General features: G+C 58.2%; 25 protein-coding genes, 1 tRNA gene and 1 pseudogene. 22 read left to right on the plus strand and 5 right to left on the minus strand.

From position 1 onward, the window contains the following. The first annotated feature begins 699 nt into the window (after positions 1-699). Together BMZ10_RS14665 and BMZ10_RS14670 are read left to right on the plus strand one after the other, a co-directional pair. A complete protein-coding gene (locus BMZ10_RS14665) occupies positions 700-1,131 on the plus strand; it encodes an HIT domain-containing protein (protein ID WP_093463469.1) in 432 nt (143 codons plus the stop codon). Then, positions 1,128-1,334, plus strand: a complete 207-nt coding sequence (locus tag BMZ10_RS14670) for a SlyX family protein (RefSeq protein ID WP_093463471.1) — start codon at positions 1,128-1,130, stop codon at positions 1,332-1,334. The genes BMZ10_RS14665 and BMZ10_RS14670 overlap by 4 nt, the downstream gene beginning before the upstream one ends. A gap of 61 nt (positions 1,335-1,395) precedes the next feature. Here BMZ10_RS14670 and BMZ10_RS28310 read toward each other — a convergent pair whose 3' ends face one another. Both BMZ10_RS28310 and BMZ10_RS28315 read right to left on the minus strand, forming a co-directional pair. Then, positions 1,396-1,617, minus strand: a complete 222-nt coding sequence (locus tag BMZ10_RS28310) for a cold shock domain-containing protein (RefSeq protein WP_004667445.1) — start codon at positions 1,615-1,617, stop codon at positions 1,396-1,398. Between the two features lie 108 nt (positions 1,618-1,725). After that, positions 1,726-2,001 (minus strand): annotated as a pseudogene (locus BMZ10_RS28315) (cold shock domain-containing protein membrane protein); the annotation flags it as partial. Positions 2,002-2,439: 438 nt separating this feature from the next. On the opposite strand from BMZ10_RS28315, the gene BMZ10_RS14680 reads away from it, so the two are divergent. From BMZ10_RS14680 to nadA, 18 genes are all read left to right on the plus strand, one after another. After that, positions 2,440-2,913 carry a Dps family protein gene (locus tag BMZ10_RS14680; protein WP_093463475.1) on the plus strand — a complete coding sequence of 158 codons (474 nt, stop codon included), beginning with the start codon at positions 2,440-2,442 and terminating at the stop codon, positions 2,911-2,913. Positions 2,914-3,303: 390 nt separating this feature from the next. Further along, positions 3,304-3,645: a ribbon-helix-helix domain-containing protein gene (locus tag BMZ10_RS14685; protein ID WP_093463478.1), complete on the plus strand. Its 342-nt coding sequence runs from the start codon at positions 3,304-3,306 to the stop codon at positions 3,643-3,645. Positions 3,646-3,922: 277 nt separating this feature from the next. Then, positions 3,923-5,698: an aspartate--tRNA ligase gene (gene aspS / locus BMZ10_RS14690; RefSeq protein ID WP_093463480.1), complete on the plus strand. Its 1,776-nt coding sequence runs from the start codon at positions 3,923-3,925 to the stop codon at positions 5,696-5,698. Positions 5,699-5,826: 128 nt separating this feature from the next. Continuing rightward, positions 5,827-6,573, plus strand: coding sequence for a YebC/PmpR family DNA-binding transcriptional regulator (locus BMZ10_RS14695; protein ID WP_093463483.1), 747 nt, complete (start codon positions 5,827-5,829; stop codon positions 6,571-6,573). Between the two features lie 126 nt (positions 6,574-6,699). After that, positions 6,700-7,224, plus strand: a complete 525-nt coding sequence (gene ruvC, locus BMZ10_RS14700) for a crossover junction endodeoxyribonuclease RuvC (RefSeq protein WP_093463486.1) — start codon at positions 6,700-6,702, stop codon at positions 7,222-7,224. A 114-nt stretch (positions 7,225-7,338) separates the two neighbouring features. Continuing rightward, on the plus strand, positions 7,339-7,947 hold the full coding sequence (gene ruvA, locus BMZ10_RS14705; RefSeq protein ID WP_093463489.1) for a Holliday junction branch migration protein RuvA: 609 nt from the start codon (positions 7,339-7,341) through the stop codon (positions 7,945-7,947). Beyond that, entirely contained in the window at positions 7,948-9,000 is a 1,053-nt protein-coding gene (gene ruvB, locus BMZ10_RS14710; RefSeq protein ID WP_093463492.1) for a Holliday junction branch migration DNA helicase RuvB, read from the plus strand. A 138-nt stretch (positions 9,001-9,138) separates the two neighbouring features. Further along, positions 9,139-9,609: a tol-pal system-associated acyl-CoA thioesterase gene (gene ybgC, locus BMZ10_RS14715; RefSeq protein ID WP_093463495.1), complete on the plus strand. Its 471-nt coding sequence runs from the start codon at positions 9,139-9,141 to the stop codon at positions 9,607-9,609. Further along, the gene (gene tolQ, locus BMZ10_RS14720; protein ID WP_074752669.1) at positions 9,599-10,294 is read left to right on the plus strand and encodes a protein TolQ; all 696 of its coding nucleotides are present in this window, start codon (positions 9,599-9,601) and stop codon (positions 10,292-10,294) included. The genes ybgC and tolQ overlap by 11 nt, the downstream gene beginning before the upstream one ends. 23 nt (positions 10,295-10,317) lie before the next feature. Further along, positions 10,318-10,773 (plus strand): protein TolR, encoded by a 456-nt coding sequence (tolR, locus tag BMZ10_RS14725; protein ID WP_177182142.1) that lies wholly within the window; start codon positions 10,318-10,320, stop codon positions 10,771-10,773. Continuing rightward, positions 10,773-11,843 (plus strand): cell envelope integrity protein TolA, encoded by a 1,071-nt coding sequence (tolA, locus tag BMZ10_RS14730; RefSeq protein ID WP_093463501.1) that lies wholly within the window; start codon positions 10,773-10,775, stop codon positions 11,841-11,843. The genes tolR and tolA overlap by 1 nt, the downstream gene beginning before the upstream one ends. Then, entirely contained in the window at positions 11,840-13,141 is a 1,302-nt protein-coding gene (gene tolB / locus BMZ10_RS14735) for a Tol-Pal system beta propeller repeat protein TolB (protein WP_093463504.1), read from the plus strand. The genes tolA and tolB overlap by 4 nt, the downstream gene beginning before the upstream one ends. A 52-nt stretch (positions 13,142-13,193) precedes the next feature. Then, complete coding sequence (gene pal, locus BMZ10_RS14740; protein ID WP_093463507.1) at positions 13,194-13,694, plus strand: peptidoglycan-associated lipoprotein Pal; 501 nt, start codon at positions 13,194-13,196, stop codon at positions 13,692-13,694. Between the two features lie 6 nt (positions 13,695-13,700). Then, positions 13,701-14,528: a tol-pal system protein YbgF gene (gene ybgF / locus BMZ10_RS14745; RefSeq protein ID WP_093463510.1), complete on the plus strand. Its 828-nt coding sequence runs from the start codon at positions 13,701-13,703 to the stop codon at positions 14,526-14,528. Between the two features lie 178 nt (positions 14,529-14,706). Then, complete coding sequence (queE, locus tag BMZ10_RS14750) at positions 14,707-15,354, plus strand: 7-carboxy-7-deazaguanine synthase QueE (protein ID WP_093463513.1); 648 nt, start codon at positions 14,707-14,709, stop codon at positions 15,352-15,354. A gap of 16 nt (positions 15,355-15,370) precedes the next feature. Continuing rightward, on the plus strand, positions 15,371-16,045 hold the full coding sequence (gene queC, locus BMZ10_RS14755; protein ID WP_177182128.1) for a 7-cyano-7-deazaguanine synthase QueC: 675 nt from the start codon (positions 15,371-15,373) through the stop codon (positions 16,043-16,045). A gap of 63 nt (positions 16,046-16,108) precedes the next feature. Further along, a tRNA-Lys gene (locus BMZ10_RS14760) sits at positions 16,109-16,184 on the plus strand. Between the two features lie 398 nt (positions 16,185-16,582). Next, positions 16,583-17,641 (plus strand): quinolinate synthase NadA, encoded by a 1,059-nt coding sequence (nadA, locus tag BMZ10_RS14765; RefSeq protein WP_093463519.1) that lies wholly within the window; start codon positions 16,583-16,585, stop codon positions 17,639-17,641. Between the two features lie 89 nt (positions 17,642-17,730). On the opposite strand, the gene BMZ10_RS14770 is transcribed toward nadA, so the two are convergent. Next, positions 17,731-19,167 carry a M48 family metalloprotease gene (locus tag BMZ10_RS14770; protein WP_093463521.1) on the minus strand — a complete coding sequence of 479 codons (1,437 nt, stop codon included), beginning with the start codon at positions 19,165-19,167 and terminating at the stop codon, positions 17,731-17,733. 149 nt (positions 19,168-19,316) lie between these two features. On the opposite strand from BMZ10_RS14770, the gene BMZ10_RS14775 reads away from it, so the two are divergent. Then, a complete protein-coding gene (locus BMZ10_RS14775) occupies positions 19,317-19,568 on the plus strand; it encodes a sulfurtransferase TusA family protein (protein WP_093463524.1) in 252 nt (83 codons plus the stop codon). 34 nt (positions 19,569-19,602) lie between these two features. Continuing rightward, positions 19,603-20,673 (plus strand): AI-2E family transporter, encoded by a 1,071-nt coding sequence (locus BMZ10_RS14780; RefSeq protein ID WP_093463526.1) that lies wholly within the window; start codon positions 19,603-19,605, stop codon positions 20,671-20,673. 128 nt (positions 20,674-20,801) lie between these two features. Here the strand turns inward: BMZ10_RS14780 and BMZ10_RS14785 are convergent, their stop codons facing one another. Together BMZ10_RS14785 and BMZ10_RS14790 are read right to left on the minus strand one after the other, a co-directional pair. Beyond that, positions 20,802-21,275 carry a peroxiredoxin gene (locus BMZ10_RS14785; RefSeq protein WP_093463528.1) on the minus strand — a complete coding sequence of 158 codons (474 nt, stop codon included), beginning with the start codon at positions 21,273-21,275 and terminating at the stop codon, positions 20,802-20,804. A 9-nt stretch (positions 21,276-21,284) separates the two neighbouring features. Beyond that, a complete protein-coding gene (locus BMZ10_RS14790; RefSeq protein ID WP_093463530.1) occupies positions 21,285-21,848 on the minus strand; it encodes a glycine cleavage system transcriptional repressor in 564 nt (187 codons plus the stop codon). Positions 21,849-22,089 lie beyond the last annotated feature (241 nt).

The following is a 22,089-nucleotide window of genomic DNA, read 5'->3' on the forward strand; positions in this document are numbered from 1 at the left end:
CATTTTTGCTTGACCAGAAAGCCGGTCTCGATGACCCGGCATTTCTGTTCCTGTCCGTGACAAAGCAACAACCGTGCACAAAGTTCCGGTCTCCTGAAAAAAAATCCTCAAACCCGTGCAATGACTTTGAGTGTTTGGGCTAAACCGCTGATTTTGATGGATAAAAAAATGTGAAAAAAAAAGCTTTTCCGTTACGTTTCGCTGAGGGTAGAGGAGAAAAATGTCACTGACGTTACCTGTTACCGACAGCGAGTGGGTAATTCCCGGATAACTCTATGGTCTGTCGCGTCAAGAGTGAGTCGTTTTGGTGCATGGGGCCGACAAATCGCCTGAAATTGGTACGGACGTGCCTTCGCCAACGAGACTCTTGACCGAAAAGTCAGCACTCTTCATTTCCGATAATGGGTGAACCCTTCTAAATCGAGCATTACAGCGGTATTCCGGGCGATTGAGCTCTCCAGCGGTCGCCATTCCTTGCTGCGTCATCTCAGTGCGCTCAGTACAAAAACGTACGTTACCGGTGCGTCCCGCGAATTCCGTGGCGATGACCGTGAATCAACACCTTCCGTGCAAAATGTCCCGATTGCACAATACCCAAGATGAATCCCTCGGGTTTCCCGAGTATCCTGCTGGCAATTGACGGTTTATTTCGACGCTCCGCGTGCGCCGCCGAGCTCATCATTGAACAGGAGTAATGGCGTGTTCGTACTAGATCCGCGCTTGATGCAAGACACTTTGCCGGTGGGCGATTTCCCGCTGTGTCGGTTATTGCTGTCGAATGACTCGAACTATCCGTGGTTCATCCTGGTGCCCAGGCGTGCGGATATAAGTGAAGTCTTCGAGCTCTCCGAATCGGAACAGGCTCAACTCTGGAAAGAGACCTCGCAGCTGGCGCAAATACTTAGCGAGCTATTTAGTGCAGATAAGATGAATGTTGCCGCATTGGGTAATGTGGTCAAACAACTGCACATGCATGTCATTGTCCGCCACGTTGGGGATCCTGCCTGGCCTGCACCTGTCTGGGGTAAAATGGCGGCCTCGCCTTATTCTGCAGGCGAGGTGGCCGACATCATGTCCAGGTTGAAACCCGTGTTGACGAGCGAATTCGTATTTGCTCAGGAGCAGCCATGAACCTTGAAGACCGTGTGATGGAGCTGGAGAGTCGTCTTGCGTTTCAGGACGACACCATTCAGGCGCTCAACGATGTACTCATCGCGCAACAGCGCAGCATGGAGCGTCTGCAACTGCAAATGGCGGCCCTCATCAAGCGTCAGGAAGAAATGGGCGGGCAGTTCGAGGCATTCGAGGAAGAAGCGCCTCCCCCTCATTATTAATGTGGGCTTGAAGCAAAAAAAAACCGCGCCCTTGAGCGCGGTTTTTTTTGTGACGTCGCGATCAGCGGCGCGGCAATGCAGCAATCACGTCTTCGGCCTGCAGGCCTTTGTCGCGATTCATCACGGAGAACTCAACGCGCTGGCCTTCGACCAGGACGCGGTGGCCTTCACCGCGAATCGCTCGAAAGTGCACGAAAATATCGTCCCCGGAGTCACGAGAAATAAAGCCGAAGCCTTTGGAGGTGTTAAACCACTTCACCGTACCTGTGTCGCGATTGCCCAGGTCGTGCGACTGCGGCGCAGGTGAAGGCGATGACCTGTAAAAGCTCACGGCCAGATGCACGGCAACTGCGACCACTACGGCCAACAGGCTGACCAGAACGGCCGGTTGTCCAGCGATCGTTTCCAGAGGGACGAGCAACGTAAGGATTTGAAGCACCACGGCCAGGACGAGCAAGGCGCTGACCAGATTTTGCAGTTGATGACGCGGACCTTTGTTCCAGTACGGGATCACTGGCGCAAGCACCAGGTTGATGAGGCCGAAAAACGCCAGGTACAGCGCATCCGGTTGGGACAGGTAAGAAGACAGCGCTTCACTACGCAGGCTAGGGATGAATGACAGCAGCAGGGCAGCTGCGCCCGTTAGCAGATGGACTATTTTCAACATTTTGATGACTCACATTAAGATGGATCGCAAGGAAATAGCTGGTGATTTTCGGTACGCTTCTGAAAAAAGGGAGGCGTGATGCACGAGCGTCGGTCCAGCCTATGCACAGTTGTCCCGAGATAAGGTCCAGCTGCGACACATCTGTATTTAACAGCAAAGCCGAGAGCTACTCAAATCAAGCGCTTAGCGCAAGCGTCAGCGTTAGATGGTGGCTATTTGTCCATACCTGGCGGTTTCCAGCTCGACCCGTGTTCCAGAGCCGTCGAGGCGCGGATCGAGCAGATTCCCAATGGTCTGCCGCCGTTCACCCGTGCCGAATGCCAGCAGTGGGCAACATTGACAGCGGGTTATATGGATGGATGGCTGCGCAGTCCTGTGCGTCTTGGTAGAGTGGTCGGCAGTTGTTTGGCAAATACCATCATATAAAGAGGACTAAGCATGGCAATCGATATCGGCATCAGCGAAGAAGATCGCAAGTCCATCGTGGACGGTCTTTCCCGCCTGCTGGCAGATACGTATGTGCTGTATCTGAAAACCCATAACTTTCACTGGAACGTCACGGGGCCGATGTTTCGCACTTTGCACCTGATGTTCGAAGAGCAGTACAACGAGTTGGCGCTGGCGGTCGATCTGATTGCCGAGCGCATTCGCGCGCTGGGCTTTCCGGCGCCCGGCACCTATTCGACCTACGCGCGCCTTTCTTCGATCAAGGAAGAAGAGGGCGTGCCGGCTGCCGAAGACATGATCCGTTCTCTGGTTCAAGGTCAGGAAGCCGTCACCCGTACCGCTCGCAGTATTTTCCCTCTGCTGGATAAAGTCAGTGACGAGCCGACCGCGGACTTGCTGACCCAGCGCATGCAGGTTCACGAGAAAACCGCTTGGATGCTGCGCGCGATGCTCGAAAACCAGTAATACCCGTCAGGCAGGCGGCTTCGGTCGCCTGCCTGCATTCCATCGATGCCTCCCTTCCTGCAGTTGCGTACCCGCTCGACCAAGCCCCTTGGCTGACCGACAAAATGAAACGTTTATTCTGTTGAATATGAGTGGCCGGGCATCACCTGGTTGCCGGATTTTCTGCGCATTTAATTTGTTAAAAATATATATTTAATACCATCTTAAGTTTCAGGAATTACCCGTATTTTAAGTGTCGAAAATCACCATCAAACTGTGGTGATGTCCTACGTGTTTCAGGTGTTGCTTCTGCTGGCTAAGCCCCGAGGAATACGGCTTGATAGGCATCGTGTTGATTTGATTTCAGATGTTTCCAACACGCTGTCTACCACTGCATTCGAGGGCAACTAAATGAGTGAAAATATTGCGCAGGATCCCCGGGAGTCGAACCGATGTTTGAACGTTCGGGGCGATCCTTTCATAGAAACTTTCAACATGGATCTGGCTCAGCCGCATTCGCGTTCGGTGAGGCTGAACGGGCTGGCCACCTGCCTGCGGCTGGAAGAGGTGTATTGGGACATCCTGTCGGAAATCGCGAGGTTCAATAACTGTTCGATCAATGCGGTCCTGTCCTTCATCGACCGTGAAGTCCATTTGCGTTACGGCGGCGTCAAAAACTTCAGCGGCCTGATTCGTGTGGTGTGCGTAGCGCATCTGCTCAATGCCGAGGGCTTTCGGCTCTCGCCGATCTGAATCCGGCACGACCCCATATTCCACGGGTTCGCCAAGGCGAGCCCGGTTTCGCGGTAGGCCCGGCGGTGAGACAGCCTCATGCCGGGCAACTTCTTGATCAGTATCGGCCTGCGCGGCTGCACAGCCTTGATTAACCCTATATAATCCCCCGCCTTACTCTGGAAGGCAGGGACTGACCGTCGGGTTGAACTGCATGCCAAGGCTCCTGCACCATTGCGCACTGGCGACGGGCGAGAGCTCCACCGAATTCCGAATTACGAGAAGTGAACACACGATCATGATGCGCAGCCATTATTGCGGCCAACTGAACGAGAGCCTGGAAGGTCAGGAAATTACCCTTTGCGGATGGGTCCACCGCCGTCGCGACCACGGGGGAGTGATTTTCCTCGATATCCGCGATCGTGAAGGGCTGGCGCAGGTGGTGTTCGATCCTGATCGCGCGGATACATTCGCCATCGCTGACCGTGTTCGCAGTGAATACGTCGTCAAGCTGACCGGCAAGGTCCGTGCCCGTCCGGCCGGTGCCGTCAACCCGAACATGGCTTCCGGCGCGATCGAAGTGCTGGGTTACGAGCTGGAAGTGCTGAACGAGTCTGAAACGCCTCCGTTCCCGCTGAACGAATATTCCGACGTCGGCGAAGAAACCCGCCTGCGTTATCGCTTCATCGACCTGCGTCGCCCGGAAATGGCAGAGAAGCTGCGTCTGCGCTCGCGGATCACTTCCAGCATCCGTGGCTTCCTGGACGGCAACGGCTTCCTGGACGTGGAGACGCCGATCCTGACTCGCGCAACGCCTGAGGGCGCTCGCGACTACCTGGTGCCAAGCCGTACTCACGCCGGCAGCTTCTTTGCCCTGCCGCAGTCGCCGCAATTGTTCAAGCAACTGCTGATGGTGGCCGGTTTCGACCGTTACTACCAGATCGCCAAGTGCTTCCGTGACGAAGACTTGCGTGCCGACCGTCAACCGGAATTCACCCAGATCGACATCGAGACCAGCTTCCTCAACGAAGCCGACATCATGGGCATTACCGAGAGCATGATTCGCAAGCTCTTCAAGGAAGTGCTGGATCTGGAATTCGGTGACTTCCCGCACATGACCTTCGAAGAAGCCATGCGCCGCTACGGTTCCGACAAGCCAGACCTGCGCAACCCGCTGGAACTGGTAGACGTCGCGGATCAGCTGAAAGACGTCGAGTTCAAGGTCTTCAGCGGTCCTGCCAACGATCCGAAATGCCGCGTGACTGCCCTGCGGGTGCCTGGCGGCGCGAGCATGCCGCGCAGCAAGATCGACGATTACACCAAATTCGTCGGCATCTACGGCGCCAAGGGCCTGGCCTACATCAAGGTCAACGAGCGCGCCAAGGGTGTCGAAGGTCTGCAATCGCCGATCGTCAAGAACATCCCGGAAGCCAATCTGAACGTGATTCTGGATCGCGTCGGTGCCGTGGATGGCGACATCGTTTTCTTCGGTGCCGACAAATTCAAGATCGTCAGCGAGGCTTTGGGCGCGCTGCGTATCAAGCTGGGTCACGACTTCAATCTGCTGACCTGCGAATGGGCGCCGATGTGGGTCGTCGACTTCCCGATGTTCGAAGAGAACGACGACGGCAGCTTCACCGCGCTGCACCACCCGTTCACCGCGCCCAAGTGCACGCCTGAAGAACTGGAAGCCAACCCGGCCACGGCTCTGTCTCGCGCTTACGACATGGTGCTGAACGGTACTGAACTGGGCGGTGGTTCGATTCGTATCCATCGCAAGGAAATGCAACAGGCGGTGTTCCGTCTGCTGGGCATCGCCGAAGACGAACAGCAGGAGAAGTTCGGCTTCCTGCTCGACGCCCTCAAGTACGGTGCGCCACCGCATGGCGGTCTCGCGTTCGGTCTGGATCGTCTGGTCATGCTGATGACGGGCGCTCAGTCGATCCGCGAAGTCATCGCGTTCCCGAAAACCCAGAGCGCGGCCGACGTGATGACTCAGGCGCCAGGCGCGGTCGATGCCAAGGCATTGCGCGAGCTGCATATCCGCCTGCGCGAAACGCCGAAGGCTGAGTAACACCGGGTAGAGCGGGCCAGTGATGGCCCGCTTTCACACCCAGGCCCTAAAAAGGCACTTATTCGAGTGAAGCGTTCTCTGTCGGGTTCGACGAGAGAGCGTGCGAGTTTCAAGGTTTGGAGCGTGTTATGGCTGGTCATTCCAAGTGGGCGAACATCAAGCACCGCAAAGAGCGTCAGGATGCCAAGAAAGGCAAGATCTTCACCAAGTGGATTCGTGAGCTGACGGTTGCCGCCCGGCAAGGTGGTGGCGATCCGGCGTCGAACCCGCGTTTGCGTCTGGCTCAGGACAAGGCGCTCGGCGCGAACATGAGCCGCGACATCATTGATCGCGCCATTGCCCGCGGTGCCGGCGCCGCCGATGCCGACGACATGGTCGAGCTGGGTTACGAGGGCTACGGCCCTGGTGGTGTGGCGGTGATGGTCGAAACCATGACTGACAACCGCAACCGTACGGCGGCCGCAGTTCGGCATGCGTTCAGCAAATGTGGCGGCAACCTCGGCACCGACGGTTCTGTTTCCTATCTGTTCGAGCGCAAGGGTCAGATCTCGTTCGCGCCAGGCGTTGACGAAGACGCGCTGATGGAAGCGGCGATGGAGGCTGATGCGGACGACGTCGTGACGCACGAGGACGGCTCCATCGATGTCTTCACCTCGTTCGCCGGATTCTATGCCGTGCGCAATGCGCTGGAGGCGGCGGGCTTCAAGGCCGCTGACGCTGAAATCGTGATGCAACCGACCACCAGCGCCGTTCTGGATCTGGAGATGGCGGAGAAGGTCCTTAAACTGATCGACATGCTTGAAGACCTGGACGACGTGCAGAACGTCTATTCCAACGCTGAAATCCCGGATGACGTGATGGAGCAGCTTGGCTGACCGTCACTATTGTCTGGACCTGAGGCCGGAGGCACGAAGCGCTGATTCGATCATCGCTATCGGCCTCCGGCTTCTGCCTTTATGCTGCGTTCAAATGTGCGCGTCACCTCTCAAGCTGCAGGCGTTATGACTCTTATTTTAGGTATCGACCCCGGTTCGCGAATCACCGGTTACGGTGTGGTGCGTGATACCGGGCGTGGCTGCGAATACGTGGCCTCCGGCTGCATCCGCACGGGCAGCGGGCTGCTGCATGAGCGCCTGCAGATCGTCTATCGCGGCGTGCGCGAGGTCATTCAGACGTATGGCCCGATGACCATGGGGATCGAAAAGGTGTTCATGGCGCGAAACGCCGATTCGGCGCTCAAGCTGGGCCAGGCCAGGGGCGCAGCCATCGTGGCCGGTGCCGAGGAGGGGTTGGAGATCGCTGAGTACACCGCGACTCAGGTCAAGCAGGCGGTGGCAGGCACGGGTGGCGCGAACAAGGATCAGGTGATGATGATGGTCATGCATTTGCTCAAACTGACCGCCAAGCCCCAGATAGATGCATCGGATGCGCTGGCGATCGCGTTGTGTCATGCGCATACCCGCTCCAGCCTGATACCGCACGGCCTCAATACTGCACGCAGTCGTGGTGGTCGGCTGCGTCTCTGATAGCATCATTCGCTCATAAATTTTTACTTGCGGCTCATGTGAGTCCTGCAAACATGACGGCCTGGGTTGAGCGTGGGCTAGCGCAACGACGGGCTAACGGAAAGGATCTGATACGTGATTGGACGTTTACGCGGTGCGTTGGTCGAGAAACAGCCGCCGCATCTGGTGCTTGATGTCAACGGTGTGGGGTATGAGGTAGAAGTGCCCATGACCACGCTTTATCGTCTGCCTCATCTGGGCGAAACCGTGACGCTGCATACGCATCTGGTGGTCCGCGAGGACGCTCATTTGCTGTTCGGTTTCTATGAGAAGCGCGATCGCGAGATGTTTCGCGAACTGATCCGGCTCAATGGCGTAGGTCCCAAGCTGGCGCTGGCCTTGATGTCGACGCTGGAAGTCGACGAACTGGTGCGTTGCGTGCAGGCTCAGGATACCTCGGCGCTGACTCGCGTTCCGGGCGTTGGCAAGAAGACCGCCGAACGTTTGCTGGTCGAGCTGAAAGATCGCTTCAAGGCCTGGGATGCGTTGCCAGGCACCTTCGCACTGGTGTCCGAGGGGCCGGGGGCACCGACGCCGGTGGCGACTGCCGAATCCGATGCCGTCAGCGCGCTGATTTCCCTGGGCTACAAGCCGCAGGAAGCCAGCAAGGCGGTCACGGCCATCAAGGACAAGAATCTGAGCAGCGAAGATCTGATTCGCCGCGCACTCAAGGGGATGCTGTAAGTGATTGAAGCTGACCGTCTGATCGCCGCGACCGGGCGTGACCGTGACGAGCAACTGGATCGTGCGATCCGGCCGCTGAGCCTGGCCGACTATATCGGCCAGCCGACCGTGCGTGAGCAGATGGAATTGTTCATCCAGGCCGCCCGCGGGCGCAACGAAGCGCTTGATCACACCCTGATTTTCGGGCCGCCGGGCCTCGGCAAGACCACCCTGGCCAACATCATCGCCCAGGAAATGTCGGTGTCCATCAAGAGCACCTCCGGTCCGGTGCTCGAGCGCCCCGGCGACCTTGCGGCGATCCTGACCAATCTCGAACCCCACGACGTGCTGTTCATCGACGAAATCCACCGGCTGTCGCCCATCGTTGAAGAAGTGCTCTATCCGGCGATGGAGGATTTTCAGCTCGACATCATGATCGGAGAAGGGCCGGCGGCCCGTTCCATCAAACTGGATTTGCCGCCGTTCACGCTCGTGGGCGCAACGACCCGTGCCGGCATGCTGACCAATCCTCTGCGCGACCGCTTCGGCATCGTTCAGCGTCTGGAGTTCTACAGCACCGCAGACCTTGCCACCATCGTGTCGCGTTCGGCCGGTATTCTGGGTCTGCACATCGAGGATGAGGGTGCGTTCGAAATTGCCCGGCGTGCACGGGGCACCCCGCGTATCGCCAACCGCTTGCTGCGCCGGGTGCGCGATTTTGCCGAAGTGCGCGCCAAAGGACAGATCACCAAGGCGATCGCAGACCTGGCGCTCAATCTGCTCGATGTCGATGAGCGCGGTTTCGATCATCAGGACCGGCGACTGTTGCTGACGATGATCGAGAAGTTCGATGGCGGGCCGGTGGGTGTCGACAACCTTGCGGCCGCCATCAGCGAAGAACGGCATACCATCGAGGACGTCCTGGAACCCTATTTGATCCAGCAAGGCTATATGATGCGCACACCTCGCGGGCGCATGGTCACGCGTCACGCCTACCTGCATTTCGGGCTGAACATTCCTTCGCGAATGGGGGAGCGGCCGGTTGCCGATGAATTGGTCGAAGATGACGAATAAAGATGACGCTGACCGATTTATTCGTACGTTTCATGGTCAGACGGGCAGTCGCTGGATTACGGCCTGCCGTCTGGCGCTAAAAACGATGAAAAACAGTTGCCTGGCCGGATTGGCAACCTGAGGAGTAAGCACTAGAGTATGCGCGCGCAAAACGGGGCTCAGTCGTTCGCACATCGTTGTCGCGTTTATTACGAGGACACCGATGCCGGCGGCATCGTTTACTACGTCAATTACCTGAAATTCATGGAACGGGCTCGTACCGAGCGGTTGCGCGAGCTGGGTTTCGCCCAGTCGGCAATGGCGGGTGTCGAGAACCTGTTGTTCGTCGTCCATTCCAGCGAGGCTCGTTACCACAAGCCGGCGCGGCTGGACGATGAGCTGCTGATCAGCGCCGAAGTGATCGAATTGAACCGCGCCAGCCTGCGCTTTCAGCAACAGGTCAGGCGGGCTGCGGATGATGTGCTGCTCTGCGAAGGGCAGTTTTTGGTGGCGTGTGTGCGCGCCGATAGTTTGAAACCCCGGGCCATTCCCGAAGCTCTGCGCACGGCCTTTGCCGGTCAGGGCGGCGCGGGTACACATTCAGAGCAGGAGATACAGCGTGGAAGCTAACGTCGTCGACCATTCCTCCATGTGGAGTTTGGTCAGCAATGCCAGCGTGGTCGTACAGTTGGTCATGCTGATCCTGGTGGCCGCCTCGGTCACCTCGTGGATCATGATTTTTCAGCGCAGCGCCATGCTGCGCGCCGGGCGCCGGGCGCTGGACAGCTTCGAAGAGCGTTTCTGGTCAGGTATCGACCTGTCCAAACTGTATCGTCAGGCAGGCAGCAATCCTGATCCCGATTCTGGCGTGGAGCAGATTTTCCGTGCCGGTTTCAAGGAGTTTTCGCGCCTGCGTCAGCAACCGGGCGTGGACCCGGATGCAGTGATGGAGGGTGTGGCTCGCGCCATGCGCGTTGCCATTTCCCGCGAGGAAGAAAAGCTCGAGCAGAGCCTGCCGTTCCTGGCGACCGTCGGTTCCACCAGCCCGTATGTCGGCCTGTTCGGTACCGTATGGGGGATCATGAACTCATTCCGTGGTCTGGCCACTGCGCAGCAGGCCACTCTCGCCACCGTGGCACCGGGTATCGCCGAAGCGCTGATCGCTACCGCCATCGGCCTGTTCGCTGCGATTCCTGCAGTAATTGCCTATAACCGTTTCGCCGCGCGCGGTGAGAACCTGATTGGCCGTTACTACACATTCGCCGACGAATTCCAGGCGATCCTGCACCGTAAAGTGCACACCAGCGAAGACTGAGCAGGTATTTCCCAATGGCTTTAATCGCTCGCGGCCGACGCGGCAAACGCAAGCCGGTCGCCGAAATGAACGTGGTGCCTTACATCGACGTGATGCTGGTGCTGCTGGTCATCTTCATGGTGACGGCTCCAATGATCAACCAGGGCGTGAAAGTGGATCTGCCGAAGGTCTCCAGCGAGGCTTTGCCGCAGGACAACAACAATCAGGTCCTGACCATTTCGATCAAGGCTGACAAGACCTACTACTGGAACCTTGGCAGCGAAGTCGATACCGACAAACAGATGGACAAGGCCATGACCTTGCCGCAGCTGACCAGCGCCGTGACGAAAATCATCGCGGCCGGTCGTGAGGCGGGCAAGCAGACTCAGGTGTTCATTCGTGGCGACAAAACCGTCGACTATGGTGCCGTCATGGGCACGATGGGCGGGTTGCAGAAGGCCGGAGTCGGGAACGTTGGTTTGATTACCGAGGCGCCCTGATGCAGCCGATTCGAGAGCCGTCTGCCTCGGAAAGCTACTTCTGGCCCTCTGTCTGGGCTGTTGCGCTGCACGTCCTGATTTTTGGCCTGTTGTTCGTCAGCTTCGCGATGACACCCGAGCTGCCTGAGGCAAAGCCTATCGTTCAGGCAACGCTCTATCAGTTGAAGTCCAAGAGTCAGGCGACCACCCAGACCAACCAGAAGCTTGCTGGCGAGGCGAAGAAATCCGCTGCACGACAGACTGAAGTCGAGCAGATGGAGCAGAAAAAAGTTGAGCAAGAGGCGATAAAGGCGGCGGAACAAAAGAAAGCCGATGCCGCTCAAAAAGCCGAAGAACAGAAGGCCGAGGAAGCCAAGAAAGCGGAAGAGGCCAAAAAAGCCGACGACGCCAAGAAAGCCGAAGCCAAAAAAGCGGACGACGCCAAGAAAGCCGCCGAAGAGAAACAACTGGCTGATATAGCCAAGAAGAAAGCCGAAGACGACGCGAAGAAAAAGGCCGAAGAAGACGCCAAGCGCGCGGCCGCTGAGGAAGCCAAGAAACAGGCTGCCGAGGACGCGAAGAAACAGGCTGCAGAAGACGCCAAGAAAAAGGCTGCCGAAGACGCGAAGAAGAAAGCGGCTGAGGATGCCAAGAAAAAGGCTGCTGACGACGCGAAGAAGAAAGCCCAGGATGCTGCCCGTAAATCGGCGGAAGATAAGAAGGCGCAAGCATTGGCCGATCTGCTTTCCGACAAGCCGGAACGCCAACAGGCGCTGGCCGATGAACAGGGCGACGAGGTTGCGGGCAGCTTCGATGACTTGATTCGCTCGCGGGCTGCGGAAGGCTGGGCACGTCCACCTTCAGCGCGCAAAGGCATGACAGTCGTGTTGCAGATCGCAATGTTGCCGGACGGCACGATCACTTCGGTGAGCGTAAGCAAGTCCAGCGGCGATGGTCCGTTCGACAGTTCGGCAGTAGCAGCGGTCAAGAACATTGGTCGTTTGACAGAGATGCAGGGGCTGAAACCTTCGGATTTCGCGCCTTACCGTTCATTCAAGATGACATTCACACCTGAGGACCTAGCCTTGTGATTAACCTTCTTCGAGGATTGCTTGTCGTTCTTTGTTGCGCAGCGGGTTTCGCCGCTGCCGACGAAAAGAACATTCTGGTCACAAGCGGCAGTGACCGCGCCACGCCTATTGCAGTCGTGCCATTTGGCTTGCAGGGCGGCAGCGTTCTGCCGGAAGACATGGCTCAGATCATCGGCAATGACTTGCTGAACTCTGGCTACTACTCGCCGATTCCAAAGGAAAACATGATCAGCCAGCCTAGTCAGGCGAGCGAAGTCATCTTCCGCGACTGGAAAGCCCTGGGCGCCCAGTACGTCATGGTGGGCAGCATCACCCCTGCCGGTGGTCGTCTTCAGGTTCAATACGCGCTGTTCAACGTGGCCACCGAACAGCAGGTGCTGACCGGTAACGTGACCGGCACCAATGATCAGTTGCGTGACATGGCGCACTACATCGCCGACCAGTCGTTCGAAAAACTGACCGGCATCAAGGGCGCGTTCTCCACTCGCATGTTGTACGTCACTGCGGAGCGCTTCGCGGCGAACAACACTCGCTACACGCTGCAACGTTCGGACTATGACGGCGCCCGCGCCGTGACCTTGCTGCAATCGCGCGAGCCCATCCTGTCGCCTCGCTTCGCGCCGGACGGCAAACGCATCGCCTATGTGTCGTTCGAGCAGAAGCGTCCACGCATCTTCGTTCAGCACATCGATACTGGCCGCCGTGAGCAGATCACCAACTTCGAAGGCCTGAACGGTGCACCGGCGTGGTCTCCGGACGGCAGCAAGCTGGCGATGGTGCTGTCCAAGGACGGCAACCCCGAAATCTACGTGATGAATCTGGCGTCTCGTCAGTTGTCGCGTGTGACCAATGATTCGTCCATCGACACCGAACCTTTCTTCGGTAAAGACGGTTCGACGCTTTATTTCACTTCCGATCGCGGCGGCAAGCCACAGATCTATAAAACCAGCATTAATGGTGGCGGCGCCGAGCGTGTCACTTTCATCGGTAACTACAACGCCAACCCTAAGTTGTCGGCTGATGAAAAGACGCTCGTGATGATCCATCGTCAAGATGGTTTCACCAACTTCAAGGTAGCGGCTCAGGATTTGCAGCGCGGTAGCGTAAAAATCCTCACAGACAGCAACCTTGATGAGTCGCCTACTGTTGCGCCCAACGGCACCATGGTAATCTACGCCACCCGCCAGCAGGGCCGGGGAGTCTTGATGCTCGTGTCCATTAACGGACGCGTAAGGCTCCCGCTTCCTACCGCTCAAGGCGAAGTCAGAGAACCTTCCTGGTCCCCTTACCTGAACTGACGCGGCGCTTTACGTTTTACTTAACACACTGGGGTTCATTAGGAGTTTCACGATGGAAATGCTGAAGTTTGGTAAATTTGCTGCGCTGGCTCTGGCCATGGCTGTAGCTGTAGGTTGCTCGTCCAAAGGCGGCGACAATGCCGGTGAAGGCGCTGCTGTAGATCCAAACGCTGGTTACGGCGCAAACACGGGTGCCGTTGACGGCTCCCTGAGCGAAGAAGCTGCTCTGCGCGCAATCACCACTTTCTACTTCGAATACGACAGTTCTGACCTGAAACCAGAAGCCATGCGCGCTCTGGACGTTCACGCCAAGGACCTGAAAGCCAACGGCGCTCGCGTAGTTCTGGAAGGTAACACCGACGAACGCGGTACTCGCGAATACAACCTGGCACTGGGCGAGCGTCGTGCGAAAGCCGTTCAACGCTACCTGGTTCTGCAAGGCGTTTCGCCAGCCCAGCTGGAAATCGTTTCCTACGGTGAAGAGCGTCCAGTTGCTACCGGCAACGACGAGCAATCCTGGGCTCAAAACCGTCGCGTCGAACTGCGTAAGTAATTTGACATGCGAACGTGCCGCCGTGCTTTAACCGTTTTGGCTCTCACCCTTCCTCTTGCAGCGATGGGTGCGGTTCCTGTGGTCGATGACAACTCTGGCTCTGCTGGCAGCAGTTATCCGCCATCAGGTTATGGTACGGCCGGCGCCTACGCCGGAGGGGGGGCTACGGCCCAACCTTCGGCGCAAGGTCAGCTGTTCATGCAGTTGCAACAAATGCAGGATGAAATTTCGCGCTTGCGCGGAATCGTCGAAGTCCAGCAGAACGATATCCAGCAGATGAAACAGGAAGCGCTGGATCGTTACAAAGACCTCGATTCCCGCATCGGAGCTGGCGGCGCTGCCGCACCAGCTGCCAACAATTCTTCTTCCGACGGCGCAGTCAATGCCGGCGGAAATTCCGTGGCGCCTGCCGCTGGTGGAGCCTCTCAGGCCCCCCAGACCAGCAGCGAACCGGGCGATCCGGCGAAAGAGAAGCTCTACTACGACGCTGCTTTCGACCTGATCAAAGCCAAGGATTTCGACAAGGCAAGCCAGGCATTCGCCGCTTTCCTGCGTAAATACCCTAACAGTCAGTACGCCGGTAATGCACAGTATTGGCTGGGTGAAGTCAATCTGGCCAAAGGCGACCTTCAAGGTGCCGGTCAGGCCTTTGCCAAGGTCAGCCAGTTGTACCCGAAGCACGCCAAGGTGCCTGACTCGCTGTATAAGCTTGCCGATGTCGAGCGCCGCCTGGGGCACACCGACAAGGTCAAAGGCATCTTGCAACAGGTTGTCGCCCAGTACCCCGGTACTTCGGCTGCACAACTGGCGCAGCGGGACCTTCAGCGCCTCTGACTGCTGTCGATTTGACCTCTGGTTCAAGAAAGCCGCGCGTTGCGCGGCTTTTTTCGTTAGAATCTCGCACCCGAAATTCCGGTATTGATTACGCTTCTGTGGATTCTGCGAGCGCAGGGTGCACAAAAGTGCCTGACGGAGGCGGATGGCCTGTTTAGCCGTTACGCCCGTGGCCCCTATGCAAGACACATTACGAATCACCGAAGTCTTTTATTCGTTGCAGGGTGAAACGCGCACGGCAGGCTTGCCTACCGTTTTCGTCCGTTTGACCGGCTGTCCTTTGCGCTGCGGTTATTGCGACAGCGAATACGCATTCAGTGGCGGCACCATCCAGACACTCGACTCGCTCATGGAGCAGGTCGCTGGATACCGCCCGCGCTATGTCTGCGTCACAGGCGGCGAACCGCTGGCTCAGCCCAACGCGATCCCGCTGCTCCAGCGGCTGTGTGACGCCGGCTACGAAGTTTCTCTGGAGACCAGCGGTGCGCTGGACATTTCCCGGGTCGATCCGCGGGTCAGTCGCGTGGTCGATCTCAAGACGCCGGGCTCCAAAGAGGTCGCGCGTAACCGCTACGAGAACATCGACCTGCTGACGCGGAACGATCAGGCCAAGTTCGTTATTTGCTCTCGCGAAGACTACGACTGGGCTGTCTCGAAGATCATCCAGTACGGACTGGATCGCCGTGCCGGTGAAGTGTTGTTTTCGCCGGTGCATCGCGACCTGAATGCGCGTGATCTGGCGGACTGGATCGTCGCCGACAATCTGCCAGTGCGCCTGCAACTGCAGCTGCACAAAATTCTCTGGAACGATGAGCCGGGGCGCTGAGATGAGGGAAGACCTGATGACTGAGAAAAGAGCGGTAATCCTGCTGTCCGGCGGGCTCGATTCGGCCACGGTCGTGGCGATGGCGAAAGCCGAGGGCTTCACCTGCTACACCATGAGCTTCGACTACGGTCAGCGTCACCGCGCCGAGTTGCAGGCGGCCGAGCGGGTAGCGAAGGATCTGGGAGTCGTCGAGCACAAGGTGATCGGCCTCAACCTGAACGGCATTGGTGGCTCGGCATTGACCGACAGCAGCATTGCGGTCCCTGAAACACCGGGCGAAGGCATTCCGGTGACCTATGTTCCAGCGCGCAATACGGTTTTTCTTTCGCTGGCGCTGGGCTGGGCTGAGGTTCTGGGCGCTCGCGACATCTTCATCGGTGTGAACGCAGTGGATTACTCCGGCTACCCGGATTGCCGTCCCGAGTTCGTCGAGTCGTTCGAGCGGATGGCGAACCTGGCGACCAAAGCAGGCGTGGAAGGGCAGGGCTTTACCATTCAGGCGCCGCTGCAGATGCTCAGCAAAGCTGACATCGTCAGAGCGGGTACGCGCCTGGGCGTTGATTACGGGCTCACCGTTTCCTGCTATCAGGCTGACGATGAAGGCCGTGCGTGTGGCAAATGCGACAGCTGCCGCCTGCGTGCTGAAGGCTTCGCGGCCGCCGGTGTGAATGATCCAACCAGATATTTTTGATTTTTTTGCAATCGGGTGTTGAATTACTGAGAAAAATCAGTAATATACGCGCCACCACGAAGCGGGTCGTTAGCTCAGTTGGTAGAGCAGTTGGCTTTTAACCAATTGGTCGTAGGTTCGAATCCTACACGACCCACCATCTTCAAAACCCGAGAGGTCCACGAAAGTGTGAATTCTCGGGTTTTTTTTTGCCCTCGATTTTCCGAAGCGTTTATTGGCCTTTCGTGTGGAGCTTGCCGGGAAGCGGGACTTCGGCACTGCACCGCAGCACCCGCAGGCGTACGCAGCGCTCGGTAAGTGATCGCTCAACAGGTTGCATGGTACATTCGCCGCCGCTTTGCGCGACCCTTCTCATCGATCCTCAAAAGATCGTCAAGTGGGAGGGGAGTGTGCAGCGGATCCCTATCGACGCACGCTCCACGAAGCGTGCGCAAGGCCGGAAACTCCATGACCGTGAGGGTTTTCCGCCGCAATTGTTGCCTGATGTACAGGTGTAAACTCGACGTTCGCGCTAACGCGCATTCAGGGCCTGCGAACATGACACAGATTTCTGAACGCCTTCTGGTACAGGCGCATCTAGACGCCAAACAGCCCAAACCACTGAGCCCGGAAGAAGAAGCCGAGTACCGTCGACTGATTGCTGCCGAACTCAAGGCGCAGGATGCCGTGCTGGTCGCGCATTACTACTGCGATCCAGTGATTCAGGCGCTGGCTGAGGAAACCGGTGGCTGTGTGTCGGATTCACTGGAAATGGCCCGCTTCGGCAAAAACCATCCTGCAAAAACCGTATTGGTCGCAGGCGTTCGCTTCATGGGCGAAACCGCGAAAATCCTCACCCCTGAGAAACGCGTCCTGATGCCGACGCTGGAAGCGACCTGCTCGCTGGATCTGGGTTGCGGCGTGGACGAATTCACCGCGTTCTGTGATCAACATCCAGAGCGCACTGTGGTTGTGTATGCCAATACCTCCGCAGCGGTAAAGGCCCGTGCTGACTGGGTGGTGACGTCAAGCTGTGCGCTGGAGATCGTCGAGAGCCTGATGGACAACGGCGAAAAGATCATCTGGGCACCGGACAAGCATCTGGGTCGCTACATCCAGCGCGAAACGGGCGCAGACATGCTGCTCTGGGACGGCGCATGCATTGTCCACGAGGAGTTCAAGTCGCGGCAGCTGGAGGACATGAAGGCGCTGTACCCGGACGCTGCGATCCTGGTGCATCCCGAGTCGCCGGAGTCGGTCATCGATCTGGCCGATGCAGTGGGCTCTACAAGCCAGCTGATCAAAGCGGCGCAGACACTGCCGAACAAGACGTTTATCGTCGCCACCGATCGGGGCATCTTCTACAAAATGCAGCAGCTGTGCCCGGACAAGACTTTCATCGAAGCGCCGACCGCCGGAAATGGCGCCGCCTGCCGAAGTTGCGCGCATTGTCCCTGGATGGCAATGAACACGCTGGCGCGGACGCTGCAGTGCCTGCGGGAGGGCACCAATGAAATCTTCGTCGACCCGGCCGTCATTCCTCAGGCCGTGAGGCCGCTGCAGCGCATGCTGGATTTTACCCAGGCTGCGCGTCTGAAACTTTCGGGGAATGCCTGACAGCAGCCGCAAGCGTCAAGCTGCAAGAGAGCCTGCTTTTTCTTGCGGCTTGAGGCTTAACGCTTAATGCTTAACGCCCGGAGCTCCTACTAGTTCATCATCTCCTTCACCGCCCGCTCCTGAGCGATGATTTCCTGCTGTCGCGCGTCGATTCGCGAGGCCAGCTGGAAGTTGTTGTTGGCACGTCGCTTGGCAAACTCCAGCTGTTGAATCGCCTGCTTGAAGTCACCCATCAGGGCGAAGTACTCCGCGCGTGCCTGATGCAGGCCGATGGTGTTGCCCGACAGTCCGCGTGTATCGGCCACCTGATTCCAGATGTCCGGATCGTCAGGGCGGCGTTTGAGCAGGGTTTCCAGCGACTTCAGTGCTTCAGGCGCTTTTGACTGCTTGAGCAGAACGTCGACCTTCGCCTGGTTGAGCGGATAGTCGTCCGGGTAGATGCTCAACATCCGGTCGACTCGCTGCTGCGCGTCGGGCAAGCGATTGTTGGAGATGTCGAGATTAACCGCTGCAAGGTTGTACGTGATGTTGTCGGGTGCTTTGTCGAGCAGTGGCTTGAGCGTCTCGCGCGCCTCGTTCAACTGGCCTGCCTTGGTTTGCGCCAATGCAAGGCCGTAACGGGCTGCGTCGTTTTTCGGGTTTTCGGCCAGCTGCGCCCGAAAGCGTTTGGCGGCCATGCCCGGCGTTTCTTCGTAGATCAACACCACGCGGGCGCGCATCAACTGGTAAGCCAGGCTGTCTTCCTTGCCGCCGGGGCTCGCCTGTTCTGCGCGGTTGCGGGTGTCGGCGATACGCGACTCGGTCACCGGGTGACTCATGAGAAATTCCGGTGGTTTGGCGTCGTACCGATACTGACGCGCCAGGCGTTCGAACATCGTCGGCATGTTGCGTGGGTCGTAACCGGCCTTCTCCAGGTTGAGAATGCCGATCCGGTCCGCCTCGGCTTCGTTCTGGCGAGAGAAGCGCGCCTGTTCCTGAATGGCGGCGGCCTGTGTGCCCGCGATGGCGGCGATCCCGGCATCGCCGGCGCCTGCAGCGGCCATGACGATGCCCGCCAGCATCGCGGCCATCACCGGAACCTGCATGCGCTGCTGCGCCTGCACCCCACGGGCGAAGTGCCGTTGCGACAAGTGAGCGAGTTCGTGAGCGAGGACGGCGGCGTATTCGCCTTCGGTTTCGGCGTGCAGGAACAGGCCGCCGTTGACACCGATGATGCCGCCGGGCGCCGCGAAGGCGTTGATCTCGGGCGTGTTGATCAGGATGAACTCGAGTCGGCGATCCTGCACCTGGCTGGTTTCGGCAAGACGATAGACAGACGTCTCGACGAAGTCCTTCAATTGCGGGTCCGACAGCTGAGCGACTTGTGCGCGAAGCAGTCCGAGCCACGCGCGGCCCAGGTCATGTTCCTGTTGAGGCGAGACGATAGAGGAGCTGGCGTCGCCAAGGGACGGCAGGTCATCTTCTGCAAAAGCAGGGCTAGCCAGCAGGCATGCGAGCGTCAGCAGCGTGGGGCGCAAAAAAGTCATGCACGAAACTCTGAGGCAGAAAGTCGTTACTGTAGCTGGCTCAATGGCTTGCTGACCAGAGTGGGGTATTCTTGCAAACTTGTAAGAATGTTCTTCCTCGCTCTGTTTGCAGTTTCTCTGTAAACGATGTGCCTACCCGGAGAGAAACGATGTCTGACGCTGTAGGGCGCCCCGCACACTGTGATGCCGAACTGGATGCCAGTGGTTTGAACTGCCCGTTGCCGCTGCTCAAGGCGAAAATGGAACTCAATCGTCTGGCGAGCGGCGCAGTGCTGAAAGTCACCGCAACGGACGCAGGATCCCAGCGTGATTTCCGCACCTTTGCCAAGTTGTCCGGGCATGCGCTGTTGCACGAAGAAGATGTCGATGGCATCTATCGGTATTGGCTGCGCAAGGCCTGAGAGTTTCGATCCCACCGCTCCCAAAGGATTTTTGATGTTCAAAGTGCTTCGCGACTGGATTCAGCGCTACTTTTCCGATGAGGAAGCCGTGGTGCTGGCGGTGCTGTTGGTCTTGGCGTTCACGATTGTCCTCACACTGGGCGGCATGCTGGCCCCGGTGCTTGCCGGTCTGGTGCTGGCATTCCTGATGCACGGCATGGTGGCTCAGCTCGAACGCCTGCACGTGCCGGAAGGCGGCGCGGTGGGGTTGGTTTTCGCGCTATTCATGGGGGCATTGGGGTTGTTTCTGCTGGTGCTGGTGCCTTTGCTCTGGCATCAGTTGATCACCCTGTTCAACGAGCTGCCCGGCATGCTTGCCAAATGGCAGTCGCTGCTGTTGCTGCTGCCGGAGCGTTATCCGCATCTGGTGTCCGATGAGCAGGTGTTGCAGGCCATTGAAGTGGCGCGCGGTGAAATCGGCAAGTTCGGCCAGTGGGCGCTGACATTCTCGCTGTCCAGTCTGCCGCTGTTGATCAACATGATGATCTATCTGGTGCTGGTGCCGATTCTTGTGTTCTTTTTCCTCAAGGACCGTCGGATGATCGGCCGCTGGGTGAGAGGGTATCTGCCCCGCGAGCGTACGTTGATCACCCGGGTCGCCGAGGAAATGAACCGGCAGATCGCCAATTACATTCGCGGAAAAGTCATCGAGATTTTCATCTGCGGCGCGGTGACCTACATCGCATTTGTCACCATGGGGCTCAATTACTCAGCACTGCTGGCGATGCTGGTGGGCATTTCAGTCGTCGTCCCTTATGTGGGCGCGGTGGTGGTGACGGTGCCGGTGGCCTTCATTGCGCTGTTTCAGTGGGGATGGGGCGATCAGTTCATTTACTTGATGGCCGTCTACGGAATCATTCAGACGCTGGATGGCAACGTGCTGGTGCCGCTGCTGTTTTCCCAGACCGTGAGTCTGCACCCGGTCGCGATCATTTGTGCGGTGCTGCTGTTTGGAGGGCTTTGGGGGTTCTGGGGTATCTTTTTCGCGATCCCGCTGGCAACGCTGTGCAAAGCCGTGCTGGACGCCTGGCCGCGAAACGAACCGACCGTGGCGCCGTTGCTGTAACAAAGGCTGTAACTGTGGGAGTGAGCTTGCTCACGAAGAGGCCGGTACAGTCAGAGCCTCTTCTCAGGCTGGACGTCAGCCTTCGTGAGCACGCTCACTCCCACAGGTCATGCGCAAGACTCGATGACTCAGGCCTTATCGAGCGCCTGGGCCGCTTCCAGCACCGCCGCCACGTGACCGGGCACTTTCACACCGCGCCATTCCTTGCGCAGCACACCGTTCTTGTCGATCAGGAAGGTGCTGCGGTCAACGCCCATGTATTCCTTGCCGTACAGCTTTTTCAGCTTGATCACGTCGAACAGCTGGCAAAGGGATTCATCCTTGTCCGAGATCAGCTCGAAAGGGAATGCCTGCTTGGCCTTGAAGTTTTCGTGCGACTTCAAGCTGTCGCGCGACACGCCGAAAACCACGGTGTTGGCGGCCTTGAACTCGGCGTGGTGGTCACGGAAGCCCTGGCCCTGAGTGGTGCAGCCTGGCGTGCTGTCCTTGGGGTAAAAATAGATCACCACTTGCTGACCCTTCAGCGCGGACAGCGTCACTGCCTGTTCGCTGGTGGCCTGTACCTGAAAGTCGGCAACGGGTTGGTCGAGTTCTACAGCCATTGGAATTCCTTACATCGGTGCTTGCGGGCGCCATGGTTCGATCAGGGCGTCGAGGTTGAGTGCGTCGGCGAAGTCCAGGAACTGGTCGCGCAACCAGCTGATCTGGGTCCCGGCCGGCAAGGTGACGGTGAACGTGGCGTTGAGCATGGTGCCGCCGGTCTGCGGTGCCTGATAGGTGTCGCAGATCAGGTTCTCCAGCTCGACATGGTGATCGATGAAGAACTGGCACAGCTCGTTGATGATGTCCGGGCGATAGGCCGAGCTGACGTACGCCACGTACGGCAGGGCCTCGGGCCGGTTCTCGAGCGATGCGCTGCGCACCACGTTGACCGTGAACGCGTGCTTCTTCGACAGGTTCGGCAGGCTGCCTTCCAGGCGAGCCAGGGCGTCCCAGCTGCCGGAAACCTGCAGGATCAACGCGCTGCATTCGCCGTGGCGAGTGAGGCGCGAGCTGACCACCGAGCAACGGCTTTCATGACTGGCGCGGCACAGGACGTTGGTCAGCTCCATTGGGTTGGCGCCAAGGGCACTGATGACAAGGAATTGTTCGCGAACTGTGGGGATGGACGACATGCAGCATTCCTAAGCGATGAGCGGTCGGTACATTATTGGCTTGTGCGGCAAATTCGACGAACGAAGGCGTTGCAACTTCAATCCGGACCACTGCGGTATATCGCTTATTGAGCCGGTCACGGCAAGCGATAACGACGCTGGGGCGGGGTTTGCGACGACGAAAACGAACAGTCGAACGGGCCGGGCAGATGACCAGTACCGATCAAAGACCGAAGGGTAGCGAAAACCGTCGCTCAGGGGA

This window comes from Pseudomonas sp. NFR16 (assembly GCF_900108875.1).
Classification (GTDB): domain Bacteria; phylum Pseudomonadota; class Gammaproteobacteria; order Pseudomonadales; family Pseudomonadaceae; genus Aquipseudomonas.